We start from the raw sequence: 24,005 nt of genomic DNA on the forward strand, positions 1-24,005 counted from the left end.
CCCTTTCCAAGGGCGTCCGGGGGCGGAGCGCCAGGGGGCCCCGCCCCCGGGGTGGTACGGGTTACTTGTTGACGGTGAAGCCCTGGTCGTTGCCGTACTCGACGCTGGCGTCCTGCCAGGACTTCAGGCCGTCGTCGAGCCTCGTCGGGGAGACGTACGCCTTGCCGACGGTGTCGTTGAAGATCGAGTTCGCGTAGACCTGGAACGGCAGGTAGGACCAGTCCTCGCCGACGTTGCGGGCGGATTCGGCGAAGATCCGGTTGGCCTGCTGGCCGCCGAAGTAGGGGAAGGGCTTGTCGAGGAAGGCCTGGGATTCGAGGTCGGCGCGGGTGGCGGGGAAGGCGCCTTCGGCGACGCGGGTGGTGGCGCCGGTTCCGGTGGTGGCGAACTCGGTGAAGGCGTAGGCGAGTTCCTTGTTCTTGGCGGCCTTGGGTACGGCGAGGGAGCTGCCGCCGTTCTCGGCGCTGGTCTTGTCGCCCTTGGTCCACTGGGGGAGGGGTGCGACGCGCCAGTCGCCGGAGGCGGTGGGGACGCCGGAGGTGAGGTTGGCGGGCATCCAGGCGCCGATGGAGAGGGTGGCGATGGTGCCGTCGGCGAGTCCCTTGTACCAGGCGTCGCTCCAGGAGCTGATCGGGGCGACCAGCTTCTCGTCGAGGAGCTTCTGCCAGGTGGCGGTGTACTTCTTCGTTCCCTCGTCACCGAAGTTCACGGTGACGTTCGTGCCCTCGGTCTTGTACGGGCGCCCGCCGGCCTGCCAGATGAGGCTGGTGGTGGCGCCGGCGTCGCCGGTGTCGTTGGTGATGAAGATCTTCGGGTCGGCCTTGTGCAGGGTCCGCGCCGCCTCCACGTACTCGTCCCAGGTGGTCGGCACCTTGACGCCGTGCTGGTCGAAGACCTTCTTGTTGTAGAAGAACGCCATGGGGCCCGAGTCCATCGGCAGGGCGAAGATCGCCTTGTCCTCGGAGACCGCGTTCCACGGGCCGGGGGTGAAGCTCGTGCCGTACTTGGCGGCGCCGTAGGAGGAGAGGTCCTCGACGGTCTTGCCGATGGCGAACTGGCCGAGGGCGTAGTACTCGATCTGGGCGACGTCGGGGGCGCCGGAGCCGGCGGCGATGGCGTTCTGCAGGGCGGTGTACTGCTTGTCGCCGGTGCCGGCGTTGACGAGTTCGACGTCGACCTTGGGGTACTTCTTCTCGAAGTCGGCGGCGACCTTCTTCAGGGTGGGTTCCCAGGCCCACACCGTCACCTTGCCGCCCTTCTCCAGCGCGGCGGTGACGTCCTTCGGGGTGCCCCCGCCGGTGCCGGTGTCCGAGTCGTCGGAGCCGCAGGCCGTGGCGGTCAGCGAGAGCGTGGCGAGCACGGCGAGGGCGCCGAGCAGTCTGCGGGAGGTGTGGGTACGCATGGGAGGTGCTCCTGGTCGGTGGTGCGGGCGGGACGGACTTCCGGGTGGGGAGGGAGGTGCGGGTGCAGGGGTGGATCGGGGTGGCGGACGGTCATTCCTTGACGCTGCCGGCGGCCAGACCGGACTGCCAGTACCGCTGGAGGAGGAGGAAGACGGCCACGATCGGGACGATCGTCAGCAGGGAACCGGTGACGATCAGGTCGAAGACGGCCTCGCCGCCGGCCGTCTGGGCCTGCGCGTTCCAGGCGTTGAGGCCGAGGGTCAGGGGGTACCAGTCGGGGTCCTTGATCATGATCAGCGGCAGGAAGTAGTTGTTCCAGGTCGCGACCATGGAGAACAGCAGCACGGTGACGGTGCCCGGCACGAGGAGCGGCAGCGCGATGGTGAAGAAGGTGCGCAGCTCGCCGGAGCCGTCGATGCGCGCGGCCTCCAGGAGCTCGGTGGGGACGGCCTCGGCGGCGAAGACCCACATCAGGTAGAGCCCGAAGGGGGAGATCAGGGAGGGGATGATGACGGCCCACGGGGTGTTCGTCAGGCCCATGTTGCTGAACATCAGGAAGGTGGGCACCGCGAGGGCGGTGCCGGGGACGGCCACGGCTCCGATGACGACCGCGAAGACCGCCTTGCGGCCGGGGAAGTCGTACTTCGCGAGGGCGTAGCCGCCGAGGACGGCGAGGACCGTGGCGCCGCCCGCGCCGGCGGCGACGTACAGCAGCGTGTTGAGCAGCCAGCGGACGAAGACGCCGTCGTCGTAGGTGACCGTGCGGGTGATGTTGTCCCACAGGTTGAAGTCGTCGGCGAACCACAGCCCGAAGGAGTCGAGCAGTCCCCGCTGGCTCTTGGTGGCGTTGATGACCAGCCAGGCGAGCGGGAGCAGGGTGTAGACGAGGACCAGGCCGGTGAGGAGGGTCAGCGGGACGCTGCGCCGGGGGTCGAGCGGAGTGTGCGGGAGCCGCCCACGGGTCCGGGCCGGCGCGGGGCGGGCGCGGCGCGGGGCGGCCGAGGTCCCGCCGGTCCGCGGCTCCCGGGGGTCCGGGGTGGACTCGGCGGCCGCGGTGGTCATGGAGGTGGTCATGGCTCAGCCCTTCCGCATGCCGCGCAGCTGGACCGCGTAGGCGATGATCGCGGTGATCACGCCCATCACGATCGCCACGGTCGCCGCGTAGTTGTGCTGCTGCCCCGAGAACGACAGCGAGTACGTGTAGAGGTTGGGGGTCAGGTCGTTGGTGATGGCGTTGGGGGCGAGCTTCTGCAGGATGCTCGGCTCGTTGAAGAGCTGGAAGCTGCCGATGATCGAGAAGATCGTGGCGATGACCAGGGCGCTGCGGATGGCCGGCAGTTTGACCGAGGTCACGATCCGCCACTCCCCGGCGCCGTCGATCGCCGCCGCCTCGTACAGCGAGCGGGGGACGACCTTGAGGGCGGAGTAGAAGATCAGCATGTTGTATCCGACGAACTCCCAGGTGACGATGTTGCCGATGGAGGCGAGGACCAGGGAGGGGGAGAGGGGGTTGGGGAGGCTGACGCCGAGCGCGTCGTTGATGTTGCCGACCAGGCCGAACTGGTCGCCGTACATGAAGCCCCAGATGAGGCTGGCGACGACGGCGGGGACGGCGTACGGAAGGAAGATCGAGACGCGGAAGAAGGTCTTGCCGTAGAGGCGGCCGCTGTCGATCGCGAGGGCCGCGAGGAGCGCGATGCCCAGCATGATCGGCACCTGTACCAGCAGGAAGAGGCCGACGCGCATCAGGCCGTCCCAGAAGCGGGGGTCCGTCAGCGCCTCGCCGTAGTTGTCCAGGCCGACGAAGGAGGTCCCGCCGATGAGCCGGTCCTGGAAGAGGCTCAGATAGCCGGCGTATCCGATCGGTGCGAGGAAGACGAGGCCGAAGACCGCGACGAACGGGCCGGCGAACCCCCAGCCCACGAGGGCCTCCTTGCGGAGACGGAAGCGGGCTCGTGGGCGGGGCGGTGGTGCTGCCGTAGCGCGCGTCGACAGAAGCGTCATGGCGTGGTCCTAGCGTCGGTGACCGGTCGGTCCGGAAGACGGGAGCGGGGTTCGGTGCCTGAGGCGGATGGAGGCCTGAGGCACAGGGGCGGCCTGTGGCCGGGAACCGGCCCTGCGGGAGGGCTGGCCGACGAGAAATGTTTACGTAATCATCGGTAGCGTGATGGTGACATTCCCGCAGGGGAGCGTCAAGCACGAAGTGGCAGCGAATGAGAGGGAATCGGGTGACCGAGCAGAACGCGACCGACCGGCCGGCGGCGGCCGCGAAGGACGGCGGGCGGGGTGTGCGTACCAGGCAGCGCCGTGTCTCCATGGCGGACGTCGCCCAGCTGGCGGGCGTGTCCTCGCAGACGGTGTCGCGCGTCTCCAACGGCGACGCGGCCGTCGTCGAGGCCACCAGGAAGCGGGTCCTCGACGCGATGAAGGAGCTGGGATACCGTCCGAACAGCGCGGCCCGCGCCCTCAAGCGGGGTGACTTCCGGGCCATCGGCGTCATCACGATGGGGCTCACCAGCACCGGCAACGTCCGCACCCTGGACGCCATAGCGGGGTCGGCGTCCCGCGCGGGCTACGCGGTCACGCTCATCCCGCTCGACGCGCCCACCCAGGACAACGTCAAGGGGGCGTTCACCCGCCTCGACGAGCTGGCGGTCGACGCGGTGGTGCTGATCATGGAGGTGCACCTGCTCGACGCCGCCGCCCTCACCCTGCCGCCGCACGTCAAGGTGGTCGTGGTGGACTCCGACGCCACGGACTTCCCGGTCGTGGACACGGACCAGCGGCAGGGCGCCCGCGCCGCCGTGCGGCACCTGCTCGGCCTCGGCCACGCCACCGTGTGGCACGTCGCGGGACCCGAGGAGTCCTTCGCCGCGGGCCGTCGCGCCGAGGCGTGGGAGGAGGCGCTGCGTGCCGAAGGGCGCTCGGTGCCGCCCGTGCTGCGCGGGGACTGGACCCCGGAATCGGGATACGAGGCCGGTCTGCGGCTCGCGGACGAGCCCGGGTGCACGGCGGTCTTCGTGGCCAACGACCAGATGGCCCTCGGCGTGCTGCGGGCCTTCCACGACCGCGGGGTACGCGTCCCCGAGGACGTCAGCGTCGTCGGCTTCGACGACGTCCCCGAGGCGGCGTCCTTCATCCCGCCCCTGACCACGGTCCACCAGGACTTCGCGCGGGTCGGCGAGTGGTGCGTCGACGCGGTCCTGCGGGAGCTGGCGGGCGAGACGGTCACGGGGGTGCGTCTCGTGCCGACCACCCTGGTGGAACGGAGCAGCACGGCGTCCCCCGCCACGCGGGGACGGGAGAGCTGACGCCGCACGCTCACGGCCGCACGGTGGGGGGCCGGGGGAGCCGCCCCCTAGGGCCCGCGCCTTCAGGCCAGGGCGCCCGGTCGCGGCGGAGCCGTGCTGGAGCGCACCACGAGGACGGGCTCCACCGCCCTGCGCCGCGGCCCGTCCGTACGGCCCTCGATCTGGTCGAGCAGCAGCGCCACGCAGTGCTTGCCGACCACCTCGAAGTCCTGGTGCACGGTCGTCAGGGGCGGAATGAGGTACGCGGCCTCGGCGATGTCGTCGAAACCGGCGACGCTGACGTCGCCGGGCACGCTCCTGCCCGCCTCGTGCAGGGCGCGCATCAGGCCCATCGCCATCTGGTCGTTCGCGGCGAAGACGGCCGTGACCTCCGGCCTGCGGGCGAGGTCGAGCCCGGCCCGGTAGCCGGACCGCGCCGACCAGTCCCCGTACACCACCGGCGGCACGGGGGCGCCCGCGTCCGTGAGGGTCCGGCGCCAGGACTCGGAGCGCCGGCGCGCGGCGAACGAGTCGGGCGGGCCGGCGAGGTGCCAGACCGTGCGGTGGCCGAGGCCGAGGAGGTGGGACACCACGCTGTGGGAGCCGTGCGCCTGGTCGAAGTCGACGTGGGGGTACTCGTGGCCGGTGTCGCCGTCGGCGACCACCACGGGCATCGACGGCGGCAGGCGCAGCGACGGGGTGTCGAGCATCTGCGACTCGACCAGCACGATGCCGTCGACGGACTGCAGCATCAGATGCTGGAAGGCGTGGCGCACGGCGGCCTCGGTCTGGGCCCGTACCCCCATGAAGTTCACCGAGAAGTCGGCCTCGCGGGCGGCGTCGGCGATCGCGCCGAGCGTGCGGGCGTTGCCGTGTGCGCCCACGTCGAAGCTGACGACGCCCAGCGCTCCGAAACGGCCGGTGACCAGCGCGCGGGCCGCCGTGTTGGGGCGGTAGCCGAGCGTCTGCATGGCGGAGAGCACCTTCTCGCGGGTCGCGGAGTCGACGTTCTGCCGGTTGTTCGCCACCCGGGACACCGTCTGCGAGGAGACGCCGGCCAGTGAGGCGACGTCCGCCATGGACGGCCACTGGCGGGCCGGTCGTGAGCGGGGCGACCTTGTTCTGTTGTCCGTCGCCATCGATGACCTTCCGTCGCGAGCGTCCGGGCGTCCCGCGAGGCCCAGGCGTGTTGGCGTAAACATACCAGTCGGTCAATCTTCGGCGGATCGTGTCCGAATCCTTGACAGCCCCTGTCGCCCCTCCCAAACTCTCCTCCCAAGCGCCCGTGTTTACGCGAACACGGCAAGCCGACACCTCCCCGTAACGCGACGGTCACGTGCCGTCGTCATCTTTCGGACCCGGCGGCCGCCCGCGGCCGGCCGCGAACCCACGAGCGCGATCCCCCGGCGAACGGCTTCCCGCGCGGAAGCCGCGTCTTCGCCCCATCCGCCACACCAGCCCCTTCCCCCTCCCAGACCACGAGGTACGCGATCATGCGACGCACCACCTCGGGGGCGGCCACCGTGCTCACCGCACTCTGCGCCGTCCTCCTGTCTCTGCTCGGTGCCACCGGTACCGCCCACGCGGCGGCCGTCACCGTCACCAACGCCGTCCAGTTCACCGACCCGGCGGGCAACCCCGTCCACGCCCACGGCGGCGGGGTCGTCAAGGTCGGCACGTACTACTACTGGTTCGGCGAGAACCGCAACGCCGACAACAGCTTCAAGTACGTGTCCGCCTACCGCTCCACCGACCTGAAGACCTGGGAGTTCCGCCACCACGTCCTCACGGCGAGCAGCCACCCCGAACTCGCGGGCGCGAACATCGAGCGGCCGAAGGTGATGTACAACGCCTCGACCGGCCAGTTCGTGATGTGGATGCACAAGGAGGGCAGCGCGACCGACTACTCCGAGGCCCGCGCGGCGGTGGCCGTCTCGGACACCGTCGACGGCGACTACACCTGGCGGGGCAGCTTCCGTCCGCTCGGCCACATGTCCCGTGACATCACCACGTTCGTCGACACCGACGGCACCGGCTACATGATCTCCGCCGCGAACGAGAACGCCGATCTCCACGTCTACCGCCTGACCCCGGACTACACCGACATCGACGCCCAGGTGCAGAAGCTGTGGTCCGGCCAGTGGCGCGAGGCCCCGGCGATGTTCAAGCGCAACGGCGTCTACTTCCTGCTCACCTCCGGAGCCACGGGCTGGGCGCCCAACCAGCAGAAGTACGCCACCGCGACCAGCGTCACCGGCGCCTGGAGCGGTCTGCGGGACATCGGGGACTGGAACACCTACGGATCCCAGACGGCATACGTGCTGCCGGTCCAGGGGACGTCCGGGACCTCGTACCTCTACATGGGCGACCGGTGGGGCAACTCCATGGGCGGCATGGTGAACGACTCCCAGTACGTCTGGCTCCCGCTGACGTTCCCCACCGACACCACCATGACCATGGACTACTACCCGCAGATCACCGTGGACGCGGCCGCGGGCACGGTGCAGGGGCTCGGGACCTGGGAGACGCTGACCGCCTCGCACAGCGGCAAGTGCGCCGACGTCGCCGACCGTTCCACCGCCGACGGGGCCGCCCTCATCCAGTGGGGCTGCGCCAACAGCGTCAACCAGCAGTTCTGGCTGAAGCCCGCCGGCACGAACCGGGTGCAGATCGTCGCCCGCTACAGCGGCAAGTGCCTGGCCCCGAAGGACGGGTCGGCCGCCGACGGCGCCGCGATCGTCCAGTACCCCTGCAGCGGGACGACCGCCCAGCAGTGGCGGGTCACCGGCTCCGGCGGCACCGTGCAGCTGTCCGCCTCGTCGAGCGGCAAGTGCCTGGACGTGACCAACCAGTCCACGTCCGACGGCACGGCACTCATCCAGTGGAGCTGCAACAACGGCGCCAACCAGAAGTGGCTCCGCACGGCCGCCTGACCGACGTCCGGACCACCCCGGGGCAGGCCCCGCGCCCCCGACGGGGCCTGCCCCACCCCACACCCCTCCGCGACACCCGGCGCTCCGGCCCCGACGCCCGCGGCCCCTCGGTGATCGACGACCACCGATCCATTCAGGGAGATCGACCATGCGTTCCACCAGAGAACGACCCCCGACCCGTGTGCGCCGGAGCGGCGCGCTCCTGGGCGCCGCCTCCGTGGCCGCCCTCCTCGCGGCCGGCCTCACACCCACGGTCTCCGCGGCGGCCGAGGAGACCGGCCAGGCGGTGACCGTCCGCCCCGATCCCAGCTACCAGCAGCAGCCGTTCGAGGGCTGGGGCACGGCGCTGGCCTGGTTCGCGAACGTGACCGGAGGCTGGCCGGACGCCCAGCGCAACGCGCTCGCCGACGCCCTCTACGGCGCGGACGGCCTCGGCTTCACCATCGCCCGCTACAACATCGGCGGCGGCGACAGCCCGGAGACCACCCCGTACATGCGGGCCGGCGGCGCCGTCCCCGGCTGGTGGAACCGCCCCGGCCCCGAGTCCCCCGACTGGTGGGATCCCGGCAACCCCACGCACTGGAACCCGGACGCCGACGCCAACCAGCGCTGGTGGGTCACCGCCGCCAAGGCGCGAGGCGCCGACACCTTCGAGGCGTTCTCCAACTCCGCGCCGTACTTCATGACGAACAGCGGCCTGGTCTCGGGCAACTGGAACGCGTGGGAGGACAACCTCCGCTCCGACCAGTACGAGCGGTTCGCGGCGTACCTCTCCGGCGCGATGAAGCGCGCCGAGGCGGCCACGGGCGTCACCTTCGACACCCTCTCGCCCATCAACGAACCGAACACCAACTACTGGGGCGCGGGTGGCCGGCAGGAGGGCTCCCACTGGGACCCCGCCTCCCAGGCGCGCATGCTCACCACCATGCGGGCCCGGCTGAACGCCGACGGCGTCAGCACGCCCATCGCCGCCATGGACGAGACCAACCCGAACACCTTCCGCGCCAACTGGGACACCTACGACACGGCCGCCAAGGCCGCTGTCGGCCGGCTCAACACCCACACGTACAGCACCGGCGGCCGCACCGGAGCGCGCGACATCGCCAAGGGGACGGCCACCCCCCTGTGGATGTCCGAGGTGGACCTCGGCGGCAGCGTCGGACAGAGCTTCACCGACATGAGCCCCGCCCTCGACCTCACCCAGCGGGTCAACGAGGACTTCCGCGAACTGGAGCCCCGCGCCTGGGTCCTGTGGCAGGCCGTCGAGGACTACGAGAACATGACGCCGGGGCGCGAGAACTCCAACTGGGGCCTCATCCAGACCGACTTCACCCCGGAGGACGCGGCCACCGAGCCGCTCCGCAAGAACAAGAAGTACTGGGCGCTGGCGAACTACACCACGTTCGTCCGCCCCGGCGCCCGCGTCATCAACACCGACAACGCCGACACCTTCGCCGCCCTGCGCCCGGCCGGCCAGGGCGCGGTCGTCGTCCACACCAACCCCACCGGCGAACCCCAGCGGCTCACCCTGAACCTCGGCGGCTTCCAGACCGTGGGCACCGGGCCCGTCCAGCGCTACACCACCGACGGCACCAAGAACCTGCACCGCGAGAGCGACCTCGCTCCCGCCGGCAAGACGCTCACCGCCACCGTCGGCGCGGGCTCCGTCACGACCTTCGTCCTGCCCGGCGCGACGGGCGTGAACGCCTCCGACACCACGGCCCCCACCGGCGCCGCGCGCCAGCTGCTCAACGACCACAGCGGCAAGGCGCTCGCGGTCGCCACCAGCGGCGGCCAGAACACCCTGGTCCAGCGCACCTCCAGCCCGGGCACCGCGGCGCAGCAGTGGAAGTTCACCAAGCTGTCCTCGGCCGACTGGAGCAACACCGCGGCCTACCGCGTCACCAGCGTCGCCAACGGCAAGGCCCTCGCCGCCCAGGGCGACTCCCTCGCCCTGGTGAACGCGGGCACCGCCGACGAGCAGAAGTGGATGCTGTCCACGTCGGGCGACGGACACCACACCCTCGTCAACAGCGCGAGCGGCAAGCTCCTCGACGTCAGCGGCGAGTCCACCGGCGACGGCGCGCCCGTCGGCGTCTACCGTCCGACGACCGGGGCCAACCAGTCCTGGACCTTCCGCTCCCTCGACGCGGACACCTGGACGCCGCTGCGGATGCGGCACAGCGGGAAGTGCCTGGACGTGACGGGAGCCTCGACCGCGGACGGAGCCCAGGTGGTCCAGTACACCTGCGGCGGGGCGACCCACCAGCAGTGGTCGCTGCGCCCCGTGGGAGGCGGCTACGTCAACGTCGTCGCCCGGCACAGCGGCAAGTGCCTCGACGTCACCAACGAGTCGACCGCCGACGGTGCCGTCGCCTTCCAGTACGCCTGCAACGGCGGGGCCAACCAGCAGTGGTCGGTGCACAGGTCGCCCGACGGCTTCGCCACCCTGCTCGCCCGGCACAGCGGCAAGTGCGTGGACGTGAGCGGGGCATCCACGGCGAACGGCGCGGAGGTCGTCCAGTTCGGCTGCTCCGCCGTCCCGAACCAGCAGTTCACCACCTCGTAGCGGCGGCGGGCCGGTCCGGCGGCCTTCCGGCGGCCGGACCGGCCCGCCCGCGGCTCTCCCACACCACCGGAGCGGGCGTGCCCCGCTCCCTCACACGGGGGTATGTATCCTGTTCGAAAGTGATGACTTCGGTGGACTTCTCGTCGGCCGGTTCCCACACGACACGGACGAGACAGGGGCGGAGGAGTCGGTGCTGGCGCTGCAGCGGCGAGCGGTGATCCTCGACCTCGTGCGCCGGGACGGCGCCGTGCGGGTGGCCCACCTCGTCGAGCGGCTCGGGGTCTCGGACATGACCGTCCGGCGGGATCTGGAGGCGCTGGCCCGGGCCGGCTCCCTGGAGAAGGTGCACGGCGGAGCCGTCGCGACGGCCACGGCCACCACCGGTGAGGAACCCGGATTCGAGGCCAAGGCCGACCTGGAGTCGACCGCCAAAGCCGCGGTGGCCACGGCGGCGGCCGGCCTCGTGAAGCCGGGCAGCGTCGTGGCCGTGTCCGGCGGCACCACCGCCTACGCGGTGGCGGCCGGGCTCCGGCACACGCCCGGTCTCACCGTCGTCACCAACTCGCTGCCCGTCGCCGACCTGCTGCGCGACTTCGCCGAGGAACCGGACGGGGGCGCCCCGACCGTGCTCCTCACCGGCGGCGCCCCGACCAGGTCCGCCTCGCTGGTGGGACCGCTGGCCGACCAGACGATCCGCTCGCTGCGGGTGGACCTCGTCATCATGGGCGCCCACGGGGTGTCCGAGCGGGCGGGCCTCACCTCCCCGAACCTCGCCGAGGCGCAGACCAACAGGGCGCTGATCGAGTCCGCCGCACGGCTCGCCGTGGTCGCGGACCACACCAAGTGGGGCGTGGTGGGGCTCAGCCGCTTCGCCGGGCTCGACGAGATCGACTACTTCGTCTCGGACCACTCCCTCGACGAGGAGGCCCGATCGGTCCTGACCCGCGAGGTCGGCCGGCTGATCCTGGCCGACCCGGCGAACGCCTGAGGTTCCCCGGCCCCCACCCGAGGGCTCCCATGGTTGCCAGGCGGCAGCCGAAAAGGGATAAATGTGGAGTATGAGTGGCGAAGCTGGCCATCAAGGCGGTGATCCTCTGGAAACGTCCCCCGGAGGACGACGGCGCCTCGCGTCGTGGCTGACCACCCGCAGCGTCGCCCGCCAGGTCTTCCTCCTCCAGCTGGTGCTCGTCGTCCTCCTCGTGGCCGCCGCCGTCGTCGCGCTCGTCGTCCAGGCCCGCCGCGACACCATGGCCGACGCCCGGCACCGGACCGTCGCGGCCGCCCAGTCCTTCGCCCACGCGCCGGGGCTCGTACGGGCCCTGCAGAACGACTTTCCGACGGTCGAGCTCCAGCCCCTCGCCGAAGGAGCACGCAAGGCGGCCGGCATCGACGCCCTGATCGTCTACGAGCTCGACGGGATCACCCTCACCCACAGCGACCCCACCCAGCTCGGCAAGCACGTCATCGGACCGTACGCCGAAGCCGCCGCCGGCCGGCCCTTCACCCGCACCTTCCAGGGCGCCCTGGGCCTCTCCGTGGTCTCGGCGGCCCCCGTCCGGGACGCCCGGGGGGACGTCGTCGCCATCGTCTCCGCCGCGGTCACGGTCGAGAAGGTCCAGGACTCGCTCGACCAGCAGCTGCCCGTCTTCCTCGGCAGCGCGGCCGCCGCCCTCGGCCTGGTGGCCCTCGGCACGGGCCTCGTGAGCCGACGGCTGCGCCGCCAGACCCACGGGCTGGGCCCGGCGGAGATGACCCGGATGTACGAGCACCACGACGCCGTCCTGCACGCCGTCCGCGAGGGCGTGCTCATCACCGGCCGCGACCATCGGCTGCTGCTGGCCAACGACGAGGCGCGCCGGCTGATCGGCCTGCCCCCGGACGCCGAGGGACGCCGCGTCACCGAACTGGGCCTCGACCCCTCCCTCACGGCCCTCCTCTCCTCGGACCGGATCGCCACCGACGAGGTGCACCTCGCCGCGGACCGCCTCCTCGCCCTCAACAAACGGGTCACCCTGGCCCCCGGAGGCCGGCGCGGCAGCGTGGTCACCCTGCGGGACACCACCGAGCTGCGCTCCCTGTCCGGGCGCGCGGAGGTGGCGAGGGAGCGGCTGACCCTGCTCTACGACGCCGGGGTCCGGATCGGAACCACCCTGGACGTCGTGCGCACCGCCGAGGAGCTGGCGGAGGTCGCGTCCCCCGGCTTCGCGGACGTCGTCACCGTCGAACTCCTCGACCCCGTCCTGAGCGGGGAGGAGCCGGCCGGGGCCGGCACGGAGCTGCGCCGCACGGCCCTCGCGGGCCTCACCGAGGACCACCCCCTCTATCCCTCGGGCGAGCTGATCCGCTTCGTTCCCGGATCGCCGGTCGACGTCAGCGTCACCGAGGGCCGCTCGGTGGTGGTGACCGACCTGGCCTCCTCGACCGGGTGGCGCGCCCAGGACGAGGAGCGGGCCCGGCGCGTCCTGCAGTACGGCATCCACGCGCTGGCGGTCGTCCCGCTGCGCGCCCGGGGCGTGGTGCTGGGGGTGGCGAACTTCTGGCGGTCGGGCGCCTCCCCGCCGTTCACCGACGAGGACCTGTCCTTCGCCGAGGAGCTGGCGAACCGGGCCGCCGTCTCCATCGACAACGCCCGCCGGTACACCCGGGAGCACACGATGGCGGTCACGCTCCAGCGGAGCCTGATGCCGCGCAGTCTCCCGGGCGACGAGACGCTCGACGTGGCCTCCCGCTACCTTCCCGCGGAGTCCGGCGTCGGCGGCGACTGGTTCGACGTGATCCCCCTGCCCGGTGCCCGCGTGGCACTGGTCGTCGGCGACGTCGTCGGCCACGGCCTGCACGCCGCGGCCACCATGGGCCGCCTGAGGATCGCCGTGCACAACTTCTCGGCGCTGGACCTCTCCCCGGACGAGCTGATCTGGCGCCTCGACGAACTCGTGACCCTCATCGACGTGCAGGACGAACCCTCCGAGGGCTGGGGCGAGACGATCACCGGAGCCACCTGTCTGTGCGTCGTCTACGACTCCGTCTCCGGCGAGGTCGCCGTGGCCACCGCGGGCCACCTGCCGCCCGCGGTCGTCCGGCCCGACGGGACCGTGGAGTTCCTGGAGTCCCCGGTCTCCCCGCCCCTCGGACTGGGCAACGGGATGCCCGTCGAGACGGTCCGGACGGTCCTGCCGGAGGGTTCCAGGCTCGTGCTCTACACCGATGGCCTCCTGGAGGACCGCACCCGGGACCCCGACGCGAGCCTGGCCGTCCTGCGCGACGCCCTCACCGGGCCCGGCCGCAGCCCGGAGGAGACCTGCGCCGCCGTCATCGACACCATGCTTCCGACCGGGTCCGGCGACGACGTCGCCCTGCTCGTGGCCGGCGTCCGCCGCATGGACCCCGACCGGGTCGCCGTATGGGACGTGGCGCGCGACCCGGCGGCCGTGAGTCCGGTCCGCAACGCGTGCGCCCGCAAGCTGGCCGAGTGGGGACTGGAGGAGATCGCCTTCGGTACCGAACTCATTCTCAGCGAACTGATCACCAACGCCGTCCGCTACGGCCTCGAACCGATCCGGGTGCGCCTCCTCTACGGCGCCTCCCTGGTCTGCGAGGTGTCCGACGGCAGCAGTACGGCCCCGTACATCCGGCGTGCCGCCGACACCGACGAGGGAGGCCGCGGTCTCTTCCTCGTCGCCCAGTACGCGGAGAAGTGGGGCACCCGTTACTCCCCCCGGGGGAAGACCATCTGGGCCGCCCAGGCGACCGCTCCCGGCGCCGGTCCCGACCTCGACGCCCTGGGGGAGGACGACATCCTCGGCCAGTGGGACGACGCGGAGCTGTGAGGGCCCGCGTAGGCTGGGAGATCAGCCCCCACCGTTCCTCTCCCCCTCGTGGAGACGCCGTGGTCGACCTGCCCCGGACGCGTGTCGTCACCCTCGCGACCTGTCTGTGCGTCGCGGTCCTCGGCCTGAGCGCCTGCGGAGGGGAGAACGAGCCGGTGCGGGTGGTGGCCCCCGCCGTGGCCGGCTCCGCGGAGGAGGCCGGCGGCATGGACGCGCTGGTCGCGGCGGCGAAGAAGGAGGGCACGCTGAACACGACGACGCTGCTGCGCCACTGGGCGAACTACGGCGGCCTGATGGACGGCTTCGAGAAGAAGTACGGGATCGAGATCGTGAACAGCAACCCGTTCGGCTCCAGCCAGGAGGAGATCGAGGACATCCGGCGGACCAAGGGCGAGGCGACCGCCCCGGACGTGCTCGACCTCGGCGACGCCTTCGCGCAGTCGGCCGCGCGCGAGGGCCTGCTGGCCCCGTACCGGGTCGCCGCCTGGGACAGCGTCCCGCCGAACCAGAAGGACCCGGGCGGAGCCTGGTTCAACAGCTACGGGGGTTACGTCTCCATCGGCTGCGACGACAACAGGGTGGCGGTCTGCCCCGTCTCCTTCGCCGACCTGCTCAAGCCCGAGTACCGGGGGATGGTGGCGCTCAACGGCAATCCGGTGACGGCCGGCTCCGCCTTCGCGGGCGTCTACGCCGCCGCCCTGGCCAACGGCGGCTCCTTCGACGACATCCAGCCGGGCATCGACTTCTTCGCGAAGCTCGACGAGGTCGGGAACTACAACCGCGGCAACCCCAACCCCGAGGCGATCGTCCGCGGCGAGACCCCGATCAGCATCGAGTGGGACTTCCTCAACCTCCGGCACGTCGACGAGCTGAGGGGCACCGACGTGCGGTGGAAGGTCTCCATCCCCTTCGACGCGAGCTTCTCGCAGTACTACGCCCAGGCCGTCAACAAGCACGCCCCCCACCCCGCCGCGGCGCGGCTGTGGCTGGAGTACCTCGCGAGCACGGAGGGCCAGAACCTGCGGCTGACCGGGTACGCCCGTCCGATGCTCATGGACGTCATGGCGAAGGACGGCACGCTCGACGAGGAGAAGGCGGCGCGGCTGCCGACGGTCGAGGGCGGCCCGCCGGTCTTCCCCGGCGACGCGCAGCTGACCGAGGCGCTGCGGGTGGTGCGCGAGAACTGGCCCGACGCCCTCGACGGGTGACCGGCGGCGCACGACGGAGTTCCCCAGAAGATCGCGAATGGATAACGGGTCTGTACCGAACCTCCATGGAGTGTTCATGTCTGATGGACTCTGTGTGTACTTGTTGATTCTCGGTCGGGTGCAGGATCTCCTCTGCCCGGCCGCGACGGTCGTGCACCCCCGTACATCCTCCCGAGGAGACTCCGTGCAGTTGTCCCGTCCTCTTCGTGCCGCCCTCGCCGGCACCCTCGCGGCCGCGGTCCTGCCGCTTGCCGCCTCCGCGAACGCCGCCGCCCGCGGCGAGGAGCCGTCGCCCTCCGGTGCCGGCGACGCCGTCAAGCGCCCCAAGTCGCTGGTGATCGGCGTCGACGGCGCGACCTTCGCCGCGTTCGACAAGGCGAAGATGCCGAGGGTCAAGAGCCTCATGGCCGGCGGCATGACCGCCACCGGCAACCTCTACGCGAACCCGATGGCCCCCACGTCCTCCGGCCCCGGCTGGTCGACCATCGCGACCGGAGTCTGGCCCGACAAGCACAAGGTCGTCGACAACAGCTTCGACGGCGCCCGTCCCGACCTCTACCCGGACTACGCCACCCGTCTGGAGACCGCCGACCCCACGCTCGACACCCTGGTCGTCGGCACCTGGGCGCCCCTCCGCGACACCGTCTTCGGACCGGCCGTCGACACCCGCCTCGGCGGGGTCGGCGACGCCGACACCACGGCGACCGCCGTCTCCCGGCTCAAGACCACCGACGTGGAAGCCGCCTTCGTCCACCTCGACGAGGTCGACGGCGCCGGCCACACCTACGGCACCGCCCACCGGGCCTACCTGGACGCCCTCGCCAAGGCCGACACCGAGATCGGCCGGATCCTCGACGCCGTCACCTCCCGCGCCACGTACGCCGACGAGGACTGGCAGATCGTCGTCACCGCCGACCACGGTCACCTGCCGAACGGCGGACACGGCGGCAACAGCCCCAGCGAACGGCAGACCTTCGTCATCGCCAAGGGCGCCGGTTTCACCCCGGGTTCGGTCCGTCACGACGTCAAGGTCACCGACATCGCACCGACCGTCCTCGCGCACTTCGGGGTGGCCGCGGACCCGGCGTGGCAGCTCGACGGCAAGGCGGTCGGCACCCTCGCGCCCGACGCCTTCGACGCCCTGCGCCCGGCCCTGGACACCCGGGTCGACGAACTCGCCCTGCCCGCCTCCCTCAAGGGCTGGACGACCACCCCGCCCAGCGGCTGGACCATCGACAACTCCGCCATGCCCGCGGGCGGCGTCACCGAGTGGCGCGGCTGGTCCTTCGCCACCGACGAGTTCTGGAGCAACACGGACCTGGGGCAGGGGCGCGAGACCAACGTCCGGGCGCGCGACGTCTTCGCCGTCGCCGACTCCGACGAGTGGGACGACAGGTCCCACGGCGTCGGACCGTTCGACTCCACGCTCACCAGCCCGGTCTTCCCCGTGAGCGGCGGAGCGCCCGCGACCGTCTCCTACGCCACCACCTACAAGGTGGACGGCCCGCAGACCGGGGACGTCCACATCTCCTTCGACGGCGGTCCCCGGCAACTGCTGCGGTCCTACGGCGCGGACCGCAACGCCTACGAGAAGCTGACGGTCGCCGTTCCCCCGGGCGCCACCACCGCCAGGCTGCACTTCCACTACACCGGCACCAACAGTGCCTTCTGGACGATCGACCAGGTGGGCCTCACCCCCTGACCGTCCCGTCCGCTCGGACGCGGGAGCGCGCCGCGGCCGCTCCCGCGTCCGGCTACCGGTTCACCGTGAAGCCCTGGTCGTCGCCGTACGCGACGCAGGCGTCCTGCCAGGCGTCGAGACCGTCGGAGAGTCCGGCCCCGGAGGTGTAGGCCTTCCCGACGGTGTCGTTGAAGATCGAGTTCGCGTGGACCTGGAACGGCAGGTGCGACCAGTCCTCGCCGACGTTGCGGGCGGATTCGGCGAAGATCCGGTTGGCCTGCTGGCCGCCGAAGTAGGGGAAGGGCTTGTCGAGGAAGGCCTGGGATTCGAGGTCGGCGCGGGTGGCGGGGAAGGCGCCTTCGGCGACGCGGGTGGTGGCGCCGGTTCCGGTGGTGGCGAACTCGGTGAAGGCGTAGGCGAGTTCCTTGTTCTTTGCGGCCTTGGGTACGGCGAGGGAGCTGCCGCCGTTCTCGGCGCTGGTCTTGTCGCCCTTGGTCCATTGGGGGAGGGGGGCGACGCGCCAGTCGCCGGAGGCGGTGGGGACGCCGGAGGTGAGGTTGGCGGGCATCCAGGCGCCGATGGAGAGGGTGGCGATGGTGCCGTCGGCGAGTCCCTTGTACCAGGCGTCGCTCCAGGAGCTGATCGGGGCGACCAGCTTCTCGTCGAGGAGCTTCTGCCAGGTGGCGGTGTACTTCCTGGTGCCGTCGTCGTCGAAGTCGATGCTGATGTCGGTCCCGCGCACGTAGTACGGGCGGCCTCCGGCCTGCCGGATGAGGCTGGTGGTGGCGCCGGGGTCGCCGGTGTCGTTGGTGATGAAGATCTTCGGGTCGGCCTTGTGCAGGGTCCGCGCCGCCTCCACGTACTCGTCCCAGGTGGTCGGGACCTTGACGCCGTGCTGGTCGAAGACCTTCTTGTTGTAGAAGAACGCCATGGGGCCCGAGTCCATCGGCAGGGCGAAGATGCCCTCGTCCTGGTGGACGGCGTGCCAGGGGCCGGGTGTGAAGCTGTTGGCGTGGGAGAGGGCGCCGTAGGGGGAGAGGTCCTCGACGGTCTTGCCGATGGCGAACTGGCCGAGGGCGTAGTACTCGATCTGGGCGACGTCGGGGGCGCCGGAGCCGGCGGCGATGGCGTTCTGGAGTGCCGTGTACTGCTTGTCGCCGGTGCCGGCGTCGACGAGTTCGACGTCGACCTTGGGGTACTTCTTCTCGAAGTCGGCGGCGACCTTCTTCAGGGTGGGTTCCCAGGCCCACACCGTCACCTTGCCGCCCTTCTCCAGCGCGTTCCGGATGTCCTTCCTGTCCGTTCCGTCACCGTCAGGGTCAGGGGAGCCGCACGCCGTACCGCCGATCCCGGCGGCGAGGACCACGAGGAGAGCGCCAAGCAGTCCGTGGCTGGTGCGGTTGCCCATAGTTTGCTCCTGATCGATGACGCCGGGAGGGTACGACAGAAGATGTTTACGTAACCATCAGGGGCTTGATGGTGGCACCGCCGGAGAAGGGGCGTCAACTGCCGGGCAGGATGTCCCGTGCGGATGTCCCGCGCGTCAGTTCCACCCGGTCACGGCGAGGCGGACCCGCGCGTCTTCACCGAGGATCGCCGCGGTCGCGGGGGGCAGGGGAATGTGGCTGATCCATCTGCCGCTCACCGGATCCTCGTCGGCCAGATCCAGGCTGGTCGGTTTGAAGTCGCTGATGGGACCGGCGATGTCGGAGTTCCAGGTGGCGCGCAGCGCCGGAACCCCGGCGTCGCTGCCGACGTCGACGATCAGGATGTCGTCGAAGTCGGCCGTCTTCTCGATGTGGTCACGGAAGTCCAGGAAACCGTTGTCCCGTTCGCGCAGGGAGAGGATGCGCAGGTGGAGCGCGTACCGCAGGGCGCCGGCGCCGTTCGGGCTGGCCAGGTTCTCGCACAGGAAGGTGCTCACCAGCGGCACCGCTCCGTCGCCGTCCACGCCGGGCTGCGCGTCGTCGCCGAGCTGGATCGGGCACCACTGGTCGGCGGTCCGCTCGTGCATCACGATCTGCAGGCCGCGGATGGACAAGCCGACCTCCGCCTGCCACGCCGTGTTCTTCTCCTCCGGCAGTCGGAAGCGGACGAGGGCGGACTCCACCTTCAGGTCGCCGAACAGGAACCGCCGCAGATTCTGGTAGCCCTCCTCGGAGTTGACGAGGCCGTAGCGTCCGCTGTGACTGCGGTGGACATAGGCGCAGAAGGCCCCTGGCACGTACGCGTTGTCGATCTGCACCAGGCCGTCGCTGCGGGCCCCGACCACCGCGGACGACAGGCCGTGCGCCACGTCGTAGTCGCCCGGGTTGGTGCCCACCAGGCAGAAGACCTGCCGGAGCGGGAAGGCGAAGGGCTCCCCGTCGGCGGGCATGGCACGCGGATCCCAGTCCTCGGGCGGCTCGTCGGCCGCGGTGGCGCGCGGGGTCAGGTACTGGTACATCCGTTCGCGCCCGAAGATGTCGGCGCCGTTGATGCCGATGGCGTCCCGCAGCCGTTCCAGCATCCCGAAACCGAAGTCGAAGGAGATGCCGCCGTGCGGCGTGCCGTAGGTGAACAACTTGGCGACACGGCCGGCCGGTTCGATGCCGCGTTCCGGGAGGATCTTCTGGATCAGGCATCGGCAGATGAGGCCGCCCATGGAGTGGGCGACCAGATGGACCCGGTCGACGTGGGCCTTCGCCCTGAGCTCGTCGATCAGTTCGAGCAGGTCCTGCGCGGCGTCCTCGACGCGGAACTCCTTGGGCGTGCCGCCCCAGGTGCTCGCGGACGGGTCGTAGAAGCGGTGGATCCAGATGCTGTCGGCGGGGATTTCCGCGTGGGTGTCCAGATACGTCTCCTGGCTTCCCTGGACGAGGAGTTGATAGCCCTCGTCCACCATCAGCCGCAGCAGGGGGCTTTCGAACTGGTAGAAGTTCGGCTTGTCGTCCGGTCCGATCCGGATGTGCGTGGAGCCGGCGTTGAATCCGAGGAACGGGTCCGCCACCGCGCTGTCGATGCCGGACTGACCGCCGGCGAAGCCCCGGACGTAGATGACGGGGAGTTTCTGGGCCTGCGACATACGGGCCGCCTAGGTGTCAGCACTCACCGACGCCCGGGAGCCAGGCGGCCGGATCGTCGATGAAGATGTTGGAGAGATATCCGCCGAGGGCGGGGACGAACGACCACGCGTCGTTGACGTGGCCGGCGGCGTTGACCGTGTCGCCCCTGGTCTGACACGTGACCGTCACCCGCGTGGGCCCGGGCAGTACGGCCACGACGGCGGCGCCGAGGGAGGGTGCCGCCCGCACGTTGACGTCGGTTCCCCAGGTCGTGAAGGCGCCCGGTTCGACCGTGCCGCCCCCGCCGCCCCCGCCGCCCCCGCCGTCCGGCACCTCGCCGAAGAGCGGGAGTCTCCAGTTCTGGGCGTCGTCGCAGAGGGGATCGGCCACCACGGACAGATGGAAGTGCGCCTCGTGCGGATTGGCACCCGAGTACGGACCCCACTGCCAGGAGCGGTTGGAGGCGATCCGACGGTTGGCGATGACGTACTTGATGCGCGGATCGCGGCTGCCGAGCAGCTCGTCGGCGACCTGCTGGATGTCGAGGCCGTGCGCCGGATCGTGGGTGAAGTCGCGCGCGGTGACGATGCCCGGCCCGTACCACGGGTTGTGGTCACTGTTGTCGCCCCGTGCCTGGTGGGCTGCGTCGCCGACGCCGCCGTCGGCCGCGAGGCTGCGTCCGGGGAAGCGTGCGTCGAGCTGGTGCCGCAGGGTTTCCAGGCTGTTCGCGACCCTCCAGGTCATCTTGGCCTCCTAGGGGACGTCCTTCGCTCGTCACGGTCTCCGAGAGGGACTCGGCCACCGTGACCGAAGCTACGGAACCGCCGTCAGCCCGGCGTCACACCGCCGTCACCACGGCCGCTTCCGCGGCGCGCCGACGGGCCGGGAGCACCCCGGTGACCAGCGGCCGGCCGTCTTCGGCACGGTCGGGCACCGAGTTGCAGAGGGGAAGACAGCGGCAGAGACTGAGGGGGACAGGCCTCGTCCGAGGTCGTGGACCCCGAAGCCGAGCCGGCGGATTTCGGCGGGCCGGGAAGCAGCGCCGACGAGACGGTACCGCTTCCGAGCGGCGCGCTCACGCGAGATCCCCGTGCGCGAGGCGATCATGAACGTGACTCCCTCCGCTCAGCTGCGGTTGCTCGGCCGCTTCCGACTGGAATGCGGAAGGCAGAGCATCGAGCTGTGTCGCAATGGTCAACGGCTCCTGGCCTTCCTGAGCCTGCGCGAGAGCGTGCCCCGCACGGTCCTCGCCGGCACGCTGTGGCCCGAGGTCACCGAGGAGCACGCCAGGGGCAGCCTGCGGACCACTCTGTGGAAGCTTCCGCGGGACGAACTCCCGCTCGTCCACTGCTGCGGAGACGTCCTGATGGTCGCTCCGGCGCTGCGCGTGGACGTCCACGTCCTCACCCGTACGGCCCTCGGCCTCGTCACGGGCGGCGCCCCGCCGCCGTACCGCCGTCCCCCGCTCGGGCTCCTCACCGGAGAAGACCTCCTGCCGGGCTGGGACGAGGACTGGGTGCTGCTGGAGCGCGAGCGCCTGCGGCAACTGCGGCTGCACGCCCTCGACTCGCTGGCGCACACCCTGATCGAGCAGGGCAGGACCGCGCTGGCGATGGAAGCGGCGTGGGCCGGCATCCGCGCCGAGCCACTGCGCGAGAGCGCGCACCGGGTCGTCGTGTCCGTGCATCTCGCGGAGGGCAATGTGGGCGAAGCGCTCGGCCACTACGCGATGTTCCGCACCTTGTTGAACGAGGAACTGGGTATCGAGCCCTCGCTTCGGTTCACACGCCTGCTCGCCGAGCGGCTGCCGTACCCCCAGGACCACCAGCGGGCCCGCTCCGCCTTCGGAGGCAGGCACGCCCTGGCCTGGCTGACCGCAGCGAGGACGACACCGCGGGACCACAGCACCACGGCCCCCCAGCACCACGACAGGAGAAGCACCATGCCAGCCACCGTGCAGAACCTCTCCCTGCGGGACCACGACGAGCACCGGGTCGACTAGATGGTGGAGGGCAGCTGGGCCTGCGAGATGTGCGGCACCGATGTGCCGCACGGTGCGCAGCGGTGCCCTAGGTGCCGCGCCTATGTCCCGTTGTACGACGACGGCGAGGGGCCCGAACCGAGGCCGCCACGCCGGAGGATCCTCCCGCCGCCCGCACCTCCACCCCCACCTCCGCCGCCGCCCCGACCGGTCCCACCGCCCCCGGCCCCACCGCCTCCGCTCCGGAACGATCCGCCACCCCCACCGCCCGTCCCGCCGCTCCCGGTGGGCACCCTCGCGGGCAGCGGCCTGGTCGAGGGAGTGGCGCGGAACGTGCAGATCCGCACGGAGGTGCAGGGCAGTTCCGGCAACACCAGCTCGACCGTGGTCTGCAACTTCCGCGTGGAGGTGCACGACCGGCAGGGCCGTCCCCTGCGGCTCGTCCCCGTGGAGATGCGCGGCTACTCCTTCGAGGGCGCCGTCAACGAGGGCGACCGGGTACGTGCCCACGGCAAGGTGAAACGCGGCACGCTGCGCGTCAAGCGTCTGCACAACCTGACGACGGGCGCGCAGGTGTCCGCCCGCACCACGCCCGTCGCCCTGGTCGTGCTGGCGTTCGTGCTCGTCGCCGCCTGGGCCGTCTACCTCTTCGGGTTCGTGGCACGCTGACCCCCCGCCGCGGCACCTACCGCCGCGGGGGGAACGGCACCCGCAGATCCACCAGCCGGAAGTCGTCGCCGTCGCGCGGCTCCAGGAGCGCGAGCGGGGCGTAGTGGTAGCGGACGCCGTGCGGGCGGCGCTTGAGGGGCTGCCCCTGGCGGCCGCGGGGCCACTCGACGTCACCGGTGAGCACCCTGGCGGGGATCAGCCAGTAGTCGCCCCGGCGGTAGACGCGCGGTCCGTCCTGGCTGGGCTCGAACCGGACCTCGACCCCGTCCTCCAGCGGCAGCCACTCTCCCTCGCGCAGGGGAACGCCCATCGCTTCCGTGAGTCCGCCGTCCCACCCGCTCGCTCCGTGGTCCCAGCGGCGCAGCAGCGGATGACGCGTCGGCATCTCGCCGGCGGACCGGTGGTACGGGTCGTCCCCCACAGTGCCGTCCAGGGTGACCCGGTGATCGTCGTAGTCGACCCGCTGGACGGTGTAGAGCCGTCCGCAGCCCTCGTCGGGCCGGTCCGACGCCCCGCGGCAGACCACGGCGTCGTCGATGATCTCCACCACGTCGCCGACGTCCACGCCGAGCTTGTCGTCCCGGCCCAGCGTCTCCAGTTCGACCACGGCTCCGGACACGCCCCGGACGGGCAGGGCCACGGAGCCGTTCTCCCGCGACCACTTGAAGGTCGCCGTGCCCTCCCTGCCGCCGCGGTGCACCTCCACCCGGTACAGCTGGTTCTCCGGGCCCCGGTAGCCGGACGACGGGGCCGGCCCGTTCGCCGAGCCGGCCGCCTCCTCGGGGCGCCGGGTCCGCGCGGCGAGCACACCGCGCGGCTCGAAACGGCTGCCGACGTGCTCCCGCAGGAAGGACGCGGCACTGCGCATGTCGGGCGTGGCCGACCCCGGCTCCAGCGGGAGCGCGCACACCTGCCAGACGACCCGGGTGCGCGCCGTGGTGTCCGGGCCGTTCGGACCGAGGGCCTTCTCCCGGATCCACGGCGCTTCCAGGGCGGTGACGAACCGCTCCCACACCCGCAGGTACACGAGGAAGGGACCGGCGGGCAGCTGGTCGCGTTCGGGGTCCAGGTGCCCGTCGGGCTGGTCCCAGTAGTCCGTCCCGTCGGACTCGCACAGGATGCCGTCGACGTACATGCGCCCCGGGGCCACGGCGAAGGTGTCCCCGTCGTAGCCGTCGATCCCGAACCCGCCGAGGCCGTCCGGTTCGGGCGGGTACGCCGCGGGACCGAGGACGTCGGAGGCCAGGGTGCGCACGTAGTGCAGGAGGATCGCCGTCTGCTCGTTGAGGTCGGCGTCGAGCTGGACCCGGCCCTGCTGGGACAGGACGGAGGAGAAACGCCGAGCGGGGTCGAAGATGACGCGGGAGAAGTCGCCGTGCATGCGTGTGCTTCCTGCCTGG

General features: G+C 71.3%; 17 protein-coding genes. 9 read left to right on the forward strand and 8 right to left on the reverse strand.

The genetic code is table 11. The annotated features are described in order from the left end of the window. Nucleotides 1-61 precede the first annotated feature (61 nt). From ABZ621_RS32135 to ABZ621_RS32145, 3 genes are all read right to left on the reverse strand, one after another. Complete coding sequence (locus ABZ621_RS32135) at nt 62-1,402, reverse strand: sugar ABC transporter substrate-binding protein (protein ID WP_360609973.1); 1,341 nt, start codon at nt 1,400-1,402, stop codon at nt 62-64. A gap of 91 nt (nt 1,403-1,493) precedes the next feature. Further along, nucleotides 1,494-2,477, reverse strand: coding sequence for a carbohydrate ABC transporter permease (locus ABZ621_RS32140; RefSeq protein WP_360609974.1), 984 nt, complete (start codon nt 2,475-2,477; stop codon nt 1,494-1,496). A gap of 3 nt (nt 2,478-2,480) precedes the next feature. Then, nucleotides 2,481-3,407, reverse strand: coding sequence for a sugar ABC transporter permease (locus ABZ621_RS32145; protein ID WP_360609975.1), 927 nt, complete (start codon nt 3,405-3,407; stop codon nt 2,481-2,483). Nucleotides 3,408-3,718: 311 nt separating this feature from the next. On the opposite strand from ABZ621_RS32145, the gene ABZ621_RS32150 reads away from it, so the two are divergent. Beyond that, nucleotides 3,719-4,714, forward strand: a complete 996-nt coding sequence (locus ABZ621_RS32150) for a LacI family DNA-binding transcriptional regulator (RefSeq protein ID WP_360610028.1) — start codon at nt 3,719-3,721, stop codon at nt 4,712-4,714. A 62-nt stretch (nt 4,715-4,776) separates the two neighbouring features. Here the strand turns inward: ABZ621_RS32150 and ABZ621_RS32155 are convergent, their stop codons facing one another. After that, nucleotides 4,777-5,772 (reverse strand): LacI family DNA-binding transcriptional regulator, encoded by a 996-nt coding sequence (locus tag ABZ621_RS32155; protein WP_360609976.1) that lies wholly within the window; start codon nt 5,770-5,772, stop codon nt 4,777-4,779. Between the two features lie 414 nt (nt 5,773-6,186). Here ABZ621_RS32155 and ABZ621_RS32160 point away from each other — a divergent pair, with 414 nt between their 5' ends. The 6 genes from ABZ621_RS32160 (at nt 6,187) to ABZ621_RS32185 (ending at nt 16,932) form a co-directional block, all read left to right on the forward strand. Next, nucleotides 6,187-7,626, forward strand: a complete 1,440-nt coding sequence (locus tag ABZ621_RS32160; RefSeq protein ID WP_360609977.1) for an RICIN domain-containing protein — start codon at nt 6,187-6,189, stop codon at nt 7,624-7,626. 148 nt (nt 7,627-7,774) lie between these two features. Then, nucleotides 7,775-10,195, forward strand: a complete 2,421-nt coding sequence (locus ABZ621_RS32165) for an RICIN domain-containing protein (protein ID WP_360609978.1) — start codon at nt 7,775-7,777, stop codon at nt 10,193-10,195. Between the two features lie 190 nt (nt 10,196-10,385). Then, entirely contained in the window at nt 10,386-11,183 is a 798-nt protein-coding gene (locus tag ABZ621_RS32170; protein WP_360609979.1) for a DeoR/GlpR family DNA-binding transcription regulator, read from the forward strand. A 70-nt stretch (nt 11,184-11,253) separates the two neighbouring features. Then, nucleotides 11,254-14,022 carry a SpoIIE family protein phosphatase gene (locus tag ABZ621_RS32175; protein WP_360609980.1) on the forward strand — a complete coding sequence of 923 codons (2,769 nt, stop codon included), beginning with the start codon at nt 11,254-11,256 and terminating at the stop codon, nt 14,020-14,022. Between the two features lie 59 nt (nt 14,023-14,081). Next, nucleotides 14,082-15,230 carry an extracellular solute-binding protein gene (locus ABZ621_RS32180; protein ID WP_360609981.1) on the forward strand — a complete coding sequence of 383 codons (1,149 nt, stop codon included), beginning with the start codon at nt 14,082-14,084 and terminating at the stop codon, nt 15,228-15,230. Nucleotides 15,231-15,414: 184 nt separating this feature from the next. Then, complete coding sequence (locus ABZ621_RS32185) at nt 15,415-16,932, forward strand: alkaline phosphatase family protein (RefSeq protein ID WP_360609982.1); 1,518 nt, start codon at nt 15,415-15,417, stop codon at nt 16,930-16,932. Nucleotides 16,933-16,984: 52 nt separating this feature from the next. Here the strand turns inward: ABZ621_RS32185 and ABZ621_RS32190 are convergent, their stop codons facing one another. The 3 genes from ABZ621_RS32190 to ABZ621_RS32200 all read right to left on the reverse strand — a co-directional run bounded on the left by ABZ621_RS32190 (nt 16,985) and on the right by ABZ621_RS32200 (nt 20,699). Beyond that, nucleotides 16,985-18,319 (reverse strand): sugar ABC transporter substrate-binding protein, encoded by a 1,335-nt coding sequence (locus tag ABZ621_RS32190; RefSeq protein WP_360609983.1) that lies wholly within the window; start codon nt 18,317-18,319, stop codon nt 16,985-16,987. A 135-nt stretch (nt 18,320-18,454) separates the two neighbouring features. Continuing rightward, complete coding sequence (locus ABZ621_RS32195; protein ID WP_360609984.1) at nt 18,455-19,975, reverse strand: alpha/beta fold hydrolase; 1,521 nt, start codon at nt 19,973-19,975, stop codon at nt 18,455-18,457. Between the two features lie 16 nt (nt 19,976-19,991). Further along, entirely contained in the window at nt 19,992-20,699 is a 708-nt protein-coding gene (locus tag ABZ621_RS32200) for a hypothetical protein (RefSeq protein ID WP_360609985.1), read from the reverse strand. Nucleotides 20,700-21,060: 361 nt separating this feature from the next. Here ABZ621_RS32200 and ABZ621_RS32205 point away from each other — a divergent pair, with 361 nt between their 5' ends. Beyond that, nucleotides 21,061-21,957: a BTAD domain-containing putative transcriptional regulator gene (locus ABZ621_RS32205; RefSeq protein ID WP_360609986.1), complete on the forward strand. Its 897-nt coding sequence runs from the start codon at nt 21,061-21,063 to the stop codon at nt 21,955-21,957. Nucleotides 21,958-22,269: 312 nt separating this feature from the next. Continuing rightward, complete coding sequence (locus tag ABZ621_RS32210; protein WP_360609987.1) at nt 22,270-22,605, forward strand: hypothetical protein; 336 nt, start codon at nt 22,270-22,272, stop codon at nt 22,603-22,605. Nucleotides 22,606-22,621: 16 nt separating this feature from the next. Here the strand turns inward: ABZ621_RS32210 and ABZ621_RS32215 are convergent, their stop codons facing one another. Continuing rightward, on the reverse strand, nt 22,622-23,986 hold the full coding sequence (locus ABZ621_RS32215; protein WP_360609988.1) for a DUF6519 domain-containing protein: 1,365 nt from the start codon (nt 23,984-23,986) through the stop codon (nt 22,622-22,624). Between the last annotated feature and the right edge of the window lie 19 nt (nt 23,987-24,005).

The organism is Streptomyces sp. NPDC007863, from assembly GCF_040633895.1.
Taxonomy (GTDB): domain Bacteria; phylum Actinomycetota; class Actinomycetes; order Streptomycetales; family Streptomycetaceae; genus Streptomyces.

Excerpts from the sequence above, each read along its gene's own strand:
- ABZ621_RS32135 (WP_360609973.1), bottom strand. The coding sequence starts at position 1,402 with ATGCGTACCCACACCTCCCGCAGACTGCTCGGCGCCCTCGCCGTGCTC.
- ABZ621_RS32140 (WP_360609974.1), bottom strand. The coding sequence starts at position 2,477 with ATGACCACCTCCATGACCACCGCGGCCGCCGAGTCCACCCCGGACCCC.
- ABZ621_RS32145 (WP_360609975.1), bottom strand. The coding sequence starts at position 3,407 with ATGACGCTTCTGTCGACGCGCGCTACGGCAGCACCACCGCCCCGCCCA.
- ABZ621_RS32150 (WP_360610028.1), top strand. The coding sequence starts at position 3,719 with ATGGCGGACGTCGCCCAGCTGGCGGGCGTGTCCTCGCAGACGGTGTCG.
- ABZ621_RS32155 (WP_360609976.1), bottom strand. The coding sequence starts at position 5,772 with ATGGCGGACGTCGCCTCACTGGCCGGCGTCTCCTCGCAGACGGTGTCC.
- ABZ621_RS32160 (WP_360609977.1), top strand. The coding sequence starts at position 6,187 with ATGCGACGCACCACCTCGGGGGCGGCCACCGTGCTCACCGCACTCTGC.
- ABZ621_RS32165 (WP_360609978.1), top strand. The coding sequence starts at position 7,775 with ATGCGTTCCACCAGAGAACGACCCCCGACCCGTGTGCGCCGGAGCGGC.
- ABZ621_RS32175 (WP_360609980.1), top strand. The coding sequence starts at position 11,254 with ATGAGTGGCGAAGCTGGCCATCAAGGCGGTGATCCTCTGGAAACGTCC.
- ABZ621_RS32190 (WP_360609983.1), bottom strand. The coding sequence starts at position 18,319 with ATGGGCAACCGCACCAGCCACGGACTGCTTGGCGCTCTCCTCGTGGTC.
- ABZ621_RS32195 (WP_360609984.1), bottom strand. The coding sequence starts at position 19,975 with ATGTCGCAGGCCCAGAAACTCCCCGTCATCTACGTCCGGGGCTTCGCC.
- ABZ621_RS32200 (WP_360609985.1), bottom strand. The coding sequence starts at position 20,699 with ATGACCTGGAGGGTCGCGAACAGCCTGGAAACCCTGCGGCACCAGCTC.
- ABZ621_RS32205 (WP_360609986.1), top strand. The coding sequence starts at position 21,061 with ATGAACGTGACTCCCTCCGCTCAGCTGCGGTTGCTCGGCCGCTTCCGA.
- ABZ621_RS32215 (WP_360609988.1), bottom strand. The coding sequence starts at position 23,986 with ATGCACGGCGACTTCTCCCGCGTCATCTTCGACCCCGCTCGGCGTTTC.